The organism is Streptomyces sp. NPDC056169 (genome assembly GCF_042268445.1).
GTDB lineage: Bacteria > Actinomycetota > Actinomycetes > Streptomycetales > Streptomycetaceae > Streptomyces.
In genome coordinates, this window is record NZ_JBHJUO010000011.1 from 78,603 (window position 1) to 91,011 (window position 12,409).

Consider the following 12,409-nt stretch of genomic DNA (forward strand, 5'->3'; position numbering starts at 1 on the left):
TCTGATGTGATGCGTGTGTGTGACGGGCTGTGCGACTGCTGTGTCGTGCGGTGCGCGCTTACGCGACCTGTACGTCGTCCGCCAGGTCGAGGCAGGCCTCGATCTGGCCGACCACCTGGTCCGCCAGGGCCGGGAAGCCGGAGTCCAGGAAGTAGAAGTGGCCGCCGGGGAAGAACCGCTGGGCGAACCGCGCCCCGGTCTCGCGGCGCCACAGGTGCATGGCGGAGGCCGGGGCCCAGGCGTCCTGGGTGCCGCCGAACACCGTGAGCGGCGAGCTCAGCGGTGAACGGCCCGGCGCGGGGCGGTAGTTGTCCACGGCCTTCAGGTCGGCGCGGACGGTCCGCAGGAACCGGTCGAGGAATTCACTGGCCTCGGTGACCCGTTCGGGCATGCCGCCGAGGTTCAGCATCACGTCGAGGAGCGCGGCGTCGTCGAGGGCGTGCAGCGGTACGGCTCCGACGCCCGGGTGCACGGGCGCGACCCGCCCCGACACCCCGGTCCACACCGGGTACCGGCCGAGGGCCTCCAGGGCCCGGGCGGTCTCCAGGGCGACGACCGAGCCCATGCTGTGGCCGAAGAGGGCGAACGGCGCGTCGTCGTCCGCCCACGGCAGGACGTCGGCGACGACGGTCTCCACCACCTCGGCCATGTCGTCCAGTTGGGGCGCCGCCGCCCGCCTGCCGCGGCCCGGCAGGTCGAGCAGGAGCAGGTCCCAGTCGGCCGGCAGATGCCGGACGAAGGGGTAGTAGACGGCGGCGGAACCGCCCGCGTGGTGGAAGCCGATCAGCCGGACCGCCGGCTCGTCGACCGGGCGGGGCCGCAGGAACGGGCTCCTCACGACGGTCACGTGTCCACCCCCATGGCGACGCAGACCTGCTCGCTGAGGTGGGCGAGGAGATCGGCGACCGGCATCTCCACCGGGCAGTCCAGGGTGGGCAGTTCCACCCCGTACTGCTGCTCGACGCTCTTGGTGAGGAGCATCGCGGTGAAGGAGTCGCCGCCGACCTCGCAGAACGGCACGTCCGGGGCGAGCGCCCCGTCCGCCTTGAGGACGGCGGCGAGCTCGGTGGTCAGATAGGCGCCGATCTCGGCCCGGTCGAGCGGGGCGGTACGGGTGGGGGCGACCGGGACCGGCACGGCGTGCGCCGGCTCGGGGGCCGTCTCCTCGATCCAGAACCGCTTGCGCTGGAACGGGTAGGTCGGGGCGTCGACGAACACCGCGCCGGGCGCGCCGAGGTGGTCGAGCCGCAGGGGGGCGCCGCCCCGGTAGAGCGTGGCGAGCGCCTCGGCGAGGAGGCGGGGCGCGTCCTCGGGGGCGGCGCCGGTGAGCGGCAGGGTCTGCCCGCCGGCCGTGATCCGGGCGGCGCCCGGGGCCGACGCGTCGGCCCCGGTGGCGAGGGTCGTCTTGACGCCGAGGAGCGTCAGGACGGCCCGCAGCCGGGCGGCGGGCGTGCCCTCCGCGCCGATGGTTCCGGCCAACCCCGGGTAGTGGCGGGCCAGTTCGGCCAGCGCGCCTTCCAGGGCGGCGGTGTCGGGGCCGGTCGTCAGGACGACGCGGTCGGCGGAGCGCGCGCCGTCCGCCGGCTGCCCGGCGGCGAGGGCGTCGGCCAGGGCCGCCGCGTCGGTGCCGACGACGGCGAGCCGGTGGCCGAAGTGGACCCGGCCGGCGCGCAGGGTGTGGCAGAGGGAGGCGACACCGGCGGCGTCGAGGCCCGTCAGCGCCTCCTGCACCCGCTCGGACAGCTCGGCGAGCGCCCGGGGGTCCTTGGCGGACAGGGTGAGCAGCTCCGGGTGGTGCGCCGGTACGTCCGCGGGGGCGGCGGGTGCCGGGTGGTATGCGGAGAGCACGGCGTGCGCGTTGGTCCCGGAGAGACCGAAGGCGCTGATGCCGGCGGTGCGGTCCTCGGGGGCGCCCGCCCACGGGGCCGCCTCCCGGGGCACGGTGAGGGCGATCCGGTCCCAGGGGATGAGCGGGTTGAGGCGTCCGTCGCCGGGCTGGGCGCCCGCCGGGACGGTCCCGTCGCCGAGCATCAGGACCAGCTTCAGGACGCCGGCGATGCCGGCCGCGGCCTCCAGGTGCCCGATCCGGGCCTTGACGCTGCCGAGGGCGACGGGGGCGGTCCGCTCCCCCGCGCCGGTGCCGAGGACGGCGTCCAGGGCGCCGACCTCGATGGGGTCGCCGAGGGCGGTGCCGGTGCCGTGCGCCTCGACGTAGCCGACCGAGCCGGGGGCGACCCGGGCGTCGGCCAGGGCCGCGCGGATCACCTCCTGCTGGGCGGGGCCGCTCGGCACGGTGAAGCCGGAGGAGGCCCCGTCGTGGTTGACGGCGCTGCCCCGGACGACGGCGAGCACCGGGTGGCCCTGTGCGAGGGCGTCGTCGAGCCGCATCAGGGCGACCATGCCGACGCCCTCGCCCCGGCCGTAGCCGTCGGCGTCGGCGAGGAAGCTCCGGGACCTGCCGCCGGGCGAGAGGGCCTCGCCCTGGCACAGGGAGACCATCAGGTCGGGGCCGAGGATCAGGTTGGCGCCGCCGGCGAGCGCGTAGTCGCACTCGCCGCCGCGCAGCGCCCTGACCGCCTGGTGGATCGCCACCAGCGAGGAGGAGCAGGCGGTGTCGACGCTGGTCGCCGGGCCGGAGAGGCCGAGCGCGTAGCTGATCCGGCCGGCGACGAAGCAGTGGCCGCTGCCGGTGGAGTGGTACGGGTCGATGCGGCTGTAGTCGCCGTCGTGGACGAACCTGCGGCCGTACTCGGAGGCCATGACGCCGACGAACACGCCGATCGGCAGCCGGTCCTGGCGGCGGGCGGCGATGCCGCCGCGCTCCAGGGCCTCCCAGGCCACTTCGAGCAGCAGGCGCTGCTGCGGGTCCATGGTCTCGGCCTCGCGCTGCGAGATCCCGAAGAACGCCGCGTCGAAGGAGGCGATGTCGTCCAGGAACCCGGCGCGGTCGACGTAGGAGTGGCCCTCCTTGCCGCGCTCGGGGTGGTAGACGGACCGCAGGCCGGTGCGGTCCTCGGGGATCGGGCCGACGGCCCGGGTGTCGGGGTCGGCCGCGTACAGGAAGTCCCGGTACGCGTCGGGGGTGTCGATGCCGCCGGGCAGCCGCATCGCGGTGCCGACCACGGCGACGGGGGCGTGGGTGCGGGCCTCCAGCTCGGCCACGCGGTCCTTGAGGCGGCGGGACAGCTTGAGCTGGTCCTGGATGACCTGCCGCAGTGCTGCGGTGTCGGGGCCGGTCGCCATCACTCTGCTCCTGCGGGGGTGGGTGTCGCCGTGTGCGCGGGTATCGGGGTCGGTATCGCCTTCATCGCCTGCTCACCGCTCCTGGGAGAGGTCGTCGTGGACGGCCTGGAGCAGATCGTCGAGGGACAGCTCGTCGAGCTCCTCGGACGACGGCCCGGCCTGCGGGGTGTCGGCGGTGCTGGGCACCAGGGCGGACACCGGCTTCGTCGCCGGTGCGGGGGTGGTGGTGGCGAGGGCGGCCGGCGACGCGGCGTCCTCGGCCAGGAGGAACTCGCTCATCGACAGGACGCTCGGGTGGTCGATGGCGACGGTGGCGGGCAGGTCCTTGCCCATCGCGTGGGCGAGGGCGGCCCGCAGGTCGATCGCCATGATCGAGTCGAGGCCGAGCTCGGAGAAGCCCTCCGCGTCGGCGGAGCCGTCGGCGGGGAGTCCGTCGTCGGAGCCGAGCATCCGCGCGACGAGCGAGCGGACGGCGGCGCGCAGGACGTGCTCGCGCTCCTCCTCGTCCGTGCCGCGCAGCCGCTCGGTGATCCAGCCCGCCGGTTCGGCGGTGGCGTCGGCGCCGGAGCGCTCGGCGGCCGGGGCGGGGCCGGTGAGTTCGGCGACCAGGGCGGCGCGGGCGTGGCCGGCGTTCTGCTCGGCGTACCGGGCGGGGTCGAGGCCGACGACGACGAGCCGGGCCAGGGGCGCGTCCGTCGCGAGGGCGAGCGGGGCGGCCGCGTCGGCGTCGGACAGGGCGCGGATGCCGAGCCGGCCCGCGGCGCGTTCGACGGCCGCTGCGGCGGCCATGCCGCCCTTGGCCTCCGGGACCCAGGGGCCCCAGTTGACGCTGACGGCGGGGACGCCCCGGTCGCGGAGCCGTTCGGCGAGTCCGTCCAGGTAGCCGTTGGCGGCGGCGTAGTTGGCCTGTCCGGCGGCGCCGAGGACGGCCGAGACCGAGGAGAACAGCACCAGGGCCTGCGGGTCGTGTCCGGTGATCGCCTCGGCGAGGACGTCCGCGCCGCGTGCCTTGGCGTGGAAGACCTTCTCGTACGAGGCGTCGGTGAGGGAGCCGAAGGCCGCGTCGGCGTTGACGCCGGCCAGGTGGTAGACGGTGCCGAGCGGTCCGTCGGCGGTGGCGGCCGCGACGGCGGCGGCCACGTCGGCGGGGTCGGTGACGTCGCCGCGGACGACGGTGACGCGGACGCCCGAGGCGCGCAGTCCGTCGATGACGCCCTGCTCGGTCTCGCCGGGAGCGGACCTGGCCATCAGGGTGAGGCGGTCGCCGCCCCGGGCCGCGTGGGCGGTGGCGACGGCGAGGCCGAGGGCCCCGAGTCCGCCGGTGACGAGCGCGCCGCCGGCGGGCCGGTCCCCGTCGGGTTCGGCCGCGACCTTGACGAGCCGGGCGGCCCGTACGCCGTCGTCGGTCAGCGCGAGCCGGGTCTCTCCGGGCAGCGCGCCGATCAGCTCGGCGAGGGGCCGGGCCGAGTGGGCGGCGTCGAGCCGGACCCGGGTGAGGCGGCGGTCGGCCTGCTCGGCCTCCAGGGCGGTCGCCATGCCGAAGAGGGCTTCGCGGAGCGGGGCCCGCCCGGCGGAGCCGTCGACGGCCAGGAGGTACGGCTGGGTCTGCGGGAGGGTCCGCAGGCCGGCGGCGAGGGTCTGGGCCGCGTGCAGGGCGTCGGGCGCGTCACCGGTGCCGGGGACGGCCCAGCGGGCGTCGAGGACGAGGTCCGCGTCGGGGTGGGCGGGCAGGTCGCCGGTGTGGACGACGGCCCGGTGTCCGGCGGCGGTCAGCGCGGCGAGGAGCTCGGGGGCTCCGTCCTTGGAGGCATCGTCCGCGAGGACCAGGACGCCGAGCTTCGCGCCGGCCTCCGGGGTCTCGGGGAGCGGCGCCCAGTCCAGGGTGTGGACGAGGCCGTCGCCGCGGAGGCTGGCCTCCAGGACGGCCCGGGAGGCGTGCCGGATGCGGAACTCGTCGGCGGTGAAGACGCTGTGCTCGGCGCCGGTGACGGCGTCCCTGGCGTACAGGTGGAGGTCGGCGGTCTCGACGCGCAGCCGGTCGTTCGGGAGGGGTTCGGCGCGCAGGACGCGCACCCGGCCCCACAGCTCGCCGCCTTCGGCGAGCGGGCGGCCGTGGAAGGAGAGCTCCTTCGCGGCGAACGGGATGGCGAGCGAGGGCGCCTCGACGGCTCCGTCGTCGACGAGGAAGACGGCGATGCTCTGGAAGCAGGAGTCGATCAGGCCCGGGTACAGCTCGTATCCGGCCGGGTCGTCGGGGAGTTCGGGCATCGTGTAGCGGACGAGTGCCTCGTCGCCCCGGATCCACACCTCGTCGATCCACTGGAAGGACGGGCCGAGGGTGTAGCCGAGCTCCCGGAAGTAGTCGTAGAACTCGGTCCTGCTCAGGTGCCGGTCGCTGGAGTCGATGAACGCGGTACGGCTCTCGGCGGGCGGGCGGTGGGCCTCGGGGCCGCTGGAGTACCGGCCGCCGATGTGCTTCTGCCAGACGCCGCGCTCGGGGTCGAGCAGGCTCTGTACGGAGAGTTCGGCGCCGCCGTCGGCGGTGGGCCGGTCGACGACGATCTGGGCCTCGTACTCCTCGCCGTCCTTGATGACCAGGGCCCGCGGGCAGATCAGGTCGCGGACGACGACGGGGCTGCCGTCGTTGCCGAGGGCGGAGAGCACGGTGGCGAGGTGGGACGCGGCCGGGGTGACGACCGTGCCGTAGAGGCGGTGGTCGGTGAGGTACGCGGGGAAGCCGGAGCTGCGCTCGAAGGAGAAGGCGCGGCCGGTGAGGCCGGGCGAGCGGAGTTCGGCGCCCCAGTGGCGTCCGGCGCCGGTGCGGACGGCCGCGGAGGCGGACCTCCCGGTGGCCGCGGAGCCGGTGACCGTGCTGCCTCGGGTGCCCGCCGTGGTCCAGTACGCGGTGTCGGCGAAGGGGTAGCGGGGGGCGTCGGCGCGGTCGGTGCGGGTCCCGGTGATCTTCGTCCAGTCGAGGCTCTGGCCGCGCTCGTAGAGCGTCTTGGCGGCGCCCAGCAGGACGGCGCGGTCCTGGCCGCCGCGGCGCAGCGAGGGCGTGGAGCCGCCGTCGGGGGTGAGTCCGGCGGCCCGGACGAGGTTGACGAGGGTGCGGTCGGGGCCGACTTCCAGGAGCACGTCGACGTCGAGGGTGCTCAGCGCGCGGGCGCCTTCGACGAACCGGACGGGCCGGCGGATGTGGTCGGCGAAGTAGGCGGGGGTGAAGGTGTCGGGGCCGGCCTCGGTGCCGGTGACGTTGGCGATGACGGGGAGCTTCGGGGCGCCGAACTCCAGGCCCGCGAGGGCCTGCTGGAACTCGTCGAGGACCGGGTCCATCAGCCGGGAGTGGAAGGCGTGCGAGACGGTCAGCGGACGGCACCGTACGCCCTGGTTCCGCAGGCGTTCGGCGAGCGCGTCGAGCCGGTCGGAGGGGCCGGCCACGACGACGGACTGCGGTCCGTTGACGGCGGCGACGTCGACTCCGGCCTCGGCGGCCCAGGCGGCCACGGTCTCCGGGTCCTCCGGGACGGACAGCATCCCGCCGGGTGCGGTGGACTGCATGAGCCGGGCGCGGTGGGCGATCAGCGTCATGCCGTCGTCGAGGCTCATCACCCCGGCGTGGACGGCCGCGGCGATCTCGCCGACGCTGTGGCCCATGACGGCCACGGCGCGGACGCCCCAGGACTCCCAGAGCGCGGCGAGTGCCAGCTCCAGGGCGACGAGGGCGGGCTGGGTGATCCGGGTCTGGTTGACGACGGTCGGGTCGTCGCCGTAGAAGACCAGGTTGAGGAGCGAGTCGCCGAGGTGCGGGGCGAGGGCCCGGTCGCAGGCGTCGAAGACCGCGCTGAACACCGGTTCCGTCTCGTACAGTTCGCGTCCCATGCCGAAGTACTGGGCGCCCTGGCCGGAGAAGAGGAACGCCACCCGGGGCGCCTTGACCGGGCCGGCGGCCGGGGTCGCCGAGGCGAGCGCGGCGAGCAGCTGCTCGCGGTCGCGGCCGAACACGGCGCGGCGCACCGGGAGATGGGCACGGCCCGCGCCGGCCGTGGCCGTGAGCTGGGCGAGCGCCTCCTCGGGGGTCTCCTCCAGGGTCCGCCGCCACTGCTCGGTGAGCCGGTCGAGACCGGCCGCGTCGGGGGCGGAGAGCGGCAGGAGGAGTCCGTCGGCGGCGTCGCGCGGCGGGGTCTGCTCGGCGGGGGCGGGTGCCTCGCCGATGACGACGTGGGCGTTGGTGCCGGAGAAGCCGAAGCCGGAGACGCCGGCGAGGCGCGGGGCGTCGCCGCGGGCCCAGGTGGCGCGGGAGTCGACGACGCGGACGTTCATGTCGCGCCACGGCACGTGCGGGTTGGGGTTCTCGAAGTGCAGGTCGCCGGGGATGCGGCCGTTGCGCAGGGCGAGGACCGTCTTGAAGACGGAGGCCATGCCGGAGGCGGACTCGCAGTGGCCGATGTTGCTCTTCACGGAGCCGATGAGCAGCGGTTCGCCGGGGCGGCGGCCGGGGCCGAACACGTCCCAGGCGGCTTCGAGTTCGATCGGGTCGCCGAGCGAGGTGCCGGTGCCGTGCGCCTCCAGGTAGCCGATCTCGGCGCCTTCGACGCCCGCGTCGGCGAGTGCGGCGCGGATGACCTGGCGTTGCGCGGTGCCGTTGGGGGCGGTGAAGCCGGAGGAGGCCCCGTCCTGGTTGACGGCGCTGCCGTGGATGACGGCGAGGACCTGCTCGCCGTCGCGGAGGGCGTCGGAGAGGCGGCGCAGGACGAGGACTCCGCAGCCCTCGGCGCGGACGAAGCCGTCGGCGGAGGCGTCGAAGGTCTTGCAGCGTCCGTCGGGGGCGAGCATGTGGGCGCGGCTGACGGCGACGGAGCAGGAGGGTGCTGCGATGACGTTGACGCCGCCGGTGAGGGCCCGGTCGGTCTCGCCGGAGCGCAGGGAGCGCACGGCGAGGTGGAGGGCGACGAGCGAGGACGAGCAGGCGGTGTCGACGGCGAGGGCGGGGCCCTGGGCGCCGAGGTAGTAGGAGAGGCGTCCGGCGGCGGCGTTCAGCGCGGTGCCGGTCGCGAAGTAGGCGTCGAGGGGTTCGAGGCCGCCGCTCTCCAGGACGCGGGCGTAGTCGGAGTTGGAGATGCCGACGAAGACTCCGGTGCGGCTGCCGGCGAGGGACTTCGGGTCGGTGCCCGCGTCCTCCAGGGCGTGCCAGGCGGCTTCGAGGAGGAGGCGCTGCTGCGGGTCGAGGCTCTCGGCCTCGCGGGCCGGGACGTCGAAGAACGCGGCGTCGAAGCGGCGGATGTCGCGGAGGAAGCCGCCCTGGTCGGTGGAGATGGAGCCGGGTCGGGCGCCCGCCGGGTCGTGGAGGGTGCCGGTGTCCCAGCGGTCGGCGGGGACGGGTCCGACGCCGTCGCGGCCCTCGTCGAGCAGGGACCAGAACTCCTCGACGGAGTCGGCGCCGGGGAAGCGGCCGGCCATGCCGACGATGGCGATGGGCTCCTGGTCGGTCGACCGGTGCTGTCCGGCGGCCGGGGTGACCTCGGCGGCCGGGGCCGGTGCGGGGCGGGCGGCGGCCGGGGCCTTGCGCGGCGCGGGGGCCGTGGTGCGGCCGGCGAGGCGGCCGGTCAGTTCGGCGGAGAGCCGCTCGACGGTCGGGTGGCCGAAGATGTCGCCGATGCCGACGTCGACGCCGAGCGTCTCGGTGAGCGCGGCGGCCGCGTCGACGGCCATGATCGAGTCGAGGCCGAGGTCGAGGAAGCCGGTGGTCTCGGGCAGGGCGGTGGCGTCGTCGTGGCCGAGGATGCCGGCGAGGACCTCGCGGGTGCGGCGGGTGACGAGGGTGGGGCGGCGGTGCTCGGGGGCCTCGGCGAGTTCCCTGGCGAAGGCGGCGGCCGGGGTTTCGGTCGGGGTGTCGGGCGTGGCGTCGGTGGCCGGGTCCGCCCCGGTGAGGCCGTCGAACAGGGGCCGGGCTCGTACGGAGTTCATGACCGTGCGGAAGCGCTCGGCGTCCAGGCGGCAGGCGACGGTGTGCGCGCCCGTGCCGTTTCCGGCGAGTCCGGCGAAGCCCTCGGCGGGGGCGACGGGGCTGACGCCCATCCGGGCGAGGAGCGCGCGGGCCTCGGGGCTCGCCATGCCGTCGAGGTCCCAGGGGCCGAAGGCGACGCTGGTCGCCGGGATGCCCTCGGCGGCGCAGAGCGCGGCGACGGCGTCGAGGCCGCCGTTGGCCGCGGCGTAGGCGCCGTAGCCGTCGGTGCCCCAGACCGCCGAGACGGAGGAGAGGTGGACGAGGAAGTCGAGCGGCCAGTCGGCGGCGAGCAGGCGCAGCCAGGCGGCGCCGGTGAACTTGCCGGCGAGGGCGGTCGCGAAGGTGTCCGCGTCGGCCTCGGCGAGCGGCAGCCGGTCGATGCTGCCGGCGGCGTGCACCACTCCGCGGACGGGCGGCAGGCCGTCGAGGACGGCGAGGGCCTCGGTGAGGCGGGCCGCGTCGCCGGTGTCGGCGGAGGCGTAGACGGCCTGGACGCCGGAGGCCGTGAGCTCGGCAAGCAACTCGCGGGCTTCTGCGGGCAGTTCGTCCTGGGGCCGGCGGCCGAGGAGGACGAGGTGCCGGGCGCCGCGGGCGGCGAGGTCGCGGACGAGTCCGGTGCCGATGGCGCCGAGCCCGCCGGTGAGGAGGTACGTGGCGTCGGGGCGGACGGGCAGCGGGCGCAGCGCTTCGGCGGCGGGCCGCAGGCGCCCGGCGTGGGCGGCGCCGGCGCGGACGGCGATCAGGTCCTCGGCGGAGCCGTCGGCGAGCGCCGCCAGGGCGGCGGTGGCGTCGGCGGCGGTCGGGACGGCCGGCAGGTCGACGATCCCGCCCCAGGTGTCGGGGAACTCCAGGGCGAGGACCGGCGCGAGGCCGTGCAGGACGCCGTGGTCGGCGGCGGCGATCGGGTCGGAGCCGGTCACCTGGCGGACGCCCGCCGTGACGAGGTGGACCCGGCCGGTGCCGGCGGGCAGGGCGCGGACGGCGGTGGTCGCGGCGGCGCAGAGGGCCGCGGCGTGCGCGGTGGGCGCGGCGGCGTCGAGCGTGCCGGGCAGCGGGGCGGCGGCGAGCGCGAGCAGCAGGTCGCCGCCGTGCTCGCCCCGGACCCGGGCCCACTCCTCGGTGGTGGCGGGGAGGGTGTCGAGGGCGGTGACGGTACGGCCGGCGGTGCGGGCCGCCTCGGCGAGCAGGGCGACGGCGGCGCTGTCGTCCCCGGCCACGACCAGCGGGGTGTTGGGGGCGGTCGCGGCCGGGGTGTACGGGATCCACTCGACGGCGAGCGCGGGCAGCGGCTCCACGGCGGTGGCGGAGTCGGCGGTGGCGGAGTCGGCGGTGGTGTCGGCAGCGGCGGCCGAGCGGAGCGTCGCCGGGGCGGCCGTCTCCGGTGCGTACCGGACCCGCTCCCACGGGTAGGCCGGCAGGTCGGCGACCTGGCGCGGGAGGGCATCGGCCGGGGAAGCGGTGCCGTCGAGGCGTACGGCCTCGTCGGTGGTGTCGCCGGCGGCGAGGGCGCGCAGGGCGCGGGCCGCGTCGGCCGGGCCTCCGGCGGTGATCGCGGCGCGGACGGCGTGGCGGGCGCGGCCCTCGGTGACGGTGTACGCGAACGCCGGGTAGGCGTCCTCGGGGAGTTCGGCGACGCGTTCGGCGAGCCGGCCGGCCCAGGCGCGGAGGGCGTCCTCGCTGCGGGCGGTGATCTCGAACCCGGTGACGGGGGCGGAGCCGGTCGCGGGGGCGGCGAGTTCCTCGGCGGTGAGCGGGCCGAGGACCACGTGGGCGTTGGTGCCGCTCATGCCGAAGGAGCTGATGCCGAGGCAGTCGCCCGCGCCGTCCTCGCCGGTCCACGGGGTCTCGCCGCGCGGGAACTCGATGCCGGTGTCGGCGATGTCGATGCGGGGGTTGAGGGTGTCCAGGTGGACGACGGGCGGGACCGCGCGCCGCTTGACGGACGCGACGCCCCTGATGAGTCCGGCGATGCCGGAGGCGGCCTCCAGGTGGCCGATGCTCGTCTTGACGGAGCCGATGCGCAGCGGGGCGCCGCCGTCGCGGCGGCCGAGGGCCTCGACGATCGCCTCGACCTCGATGGGGTCGCCGAGCGCGGTGCCGGTGCCGTGGGCCTCCAGGGCGCCGATCGCGGCGGGCGTCAGGCCCGCGTCGTCGAGCGCGGCCTGGATGAGGGCGATCTGGGCGCGGACGTTGGGGGCGGTGAAGCCGGAGGAGCGGCCGTCCTGGTTGACGGCGCTGCCGCGGATCACGGCGTGCACCCGGTCGCCGTCGCGCAGGGCCTCGGAGAGCCGCTTGAGGACGACGACGCCGCAGCCCTCGCCGCGGGTGAAGCCGTTGGCGCGGGCGTCGAAGGTCTTGCAGAGACCGTCCGGGGAGAGGGAGTTGGTCTGCTGGATGAGGCGGGTGGAGCGCGGCGACAGGATCAGGTTGACGCCGGCGGCGATGGCGACGTCGCACTCGTCGCGGCGCAGGGCCTGCCCCGCCAGGTGGACGGCGGTGAGCGAGGACGAGCAGGCGGTGTCGACGGCGACGGCCGGGCCCATCAGGCCCATGGTGTAGGCGATGCGGCCGGCGGCGAAGCAGTGGCCGTTGCCGGTGAGCCAGTACGCGTCCTCCTGGCCAGCGGGCTGCCAGTCGCGGTAGTCCTGGCCGGTGACGCCGACGTAGAGGCCGGTCCGGAGGCCGGAGAGGTACTCCGGCGCGAAGGCCGCGTCCTCCAGGGCCTCCCAGGCCACTTCGAGGAGCAGGCGGTGCTGGGGGTCGAGGCTGCGGGCCTCGCGGGGGCTGATGCCGAAGAACCCGGCGTCGAACTCCAGTACTTCGTCGAGGTAGCCGCCCCGGCGCGGGAGGGTGTCCCACTCCGCGGCGAACGGGCCCTTGCGGTGTTCGGGCATCGGGGCGACCAGGTCGCGGCCCTCGGAGAGTGCCTCCCAGTAGCCGTCGAGGTCGACGATGCCGCCGGGCAGGCGGAGTCCGACGCCGACGACGGCGAGCGGTCCGCTCTGCCCGGAACGGGCCTCTTCGAGCTCTCCGCGCAGCCGCTTGATGGTGTCCATCGCGCGGCTGAGCGGGGTGGTGGTGCTTCGCCCGGCACCGGTCTTCCGGTCTGCCGAATCCTCATGGGTCGGTTGCGTCGTCACAAGAAGGTCCCTCGCGGTCGGC

The 12,409-nt window shown here is 76.0% G+C and carries 3 protein-coding genes; all 3 read right to left on the bottom strand.

The window, feature by feature from the left end; all coding sequences use genetic code 11:
* Positions 1-58: 58 nt before the first annotated feature.
* Positions 59-847 carry a thioesterase II family protein gene (locus ACFC0G_RS19240; RefSeq protein ID WP_376404683.1) on the bottom strand — a complete coding sequence of 263 codons (789 nt, stop codon included), beginning with the start codon at positions 845-847 and terminating at the stop codon, positions 59-61.
* Positions 844-3,243, bottom strand: a complete 2,400-nt coding sequence (locus ACFC0G_RS19245) for a beta-ketoacyl synthase N-terminal-like domain-containing protein (protein WP_376404685.1) — start codon at positions 3,241-3,243, stop codon at positions 844-846. Before ACFC0G_RS19245 ends, ACFC0G_RS19240 begins: the two co-directional genes overlap by 4 nt.
* A gap of 72 nt (positions 3,244-3,315) precedes the next feature.
* Positions 3,316-12,387 carry an SDR family NAD(P)-dependent oxidoreductase gene (locus ACFC0G_RS19250; protein WP_376404687.1) on the bottom strand — a complete coding sequence of 3,024 codons (9,072 nt, stop codon included), beginning with the start codon at positions 12,385-12,387 and terminating at the stop codon, positions 3,316-3,318.
* Positions 12,388-12,409: the final 22 nt, after the last annotated feature.

Bases quoted from the DNA above. Each gene is read 5' to 3' on its own strand.
- ACFC0G_RS19245 (WP_376404685.1), bottom strand. From the start codon at position 3,243: ATGGCGACCGGCCCCGACACCGCAGCACTGCGGCAGGTCATCCAGGAC.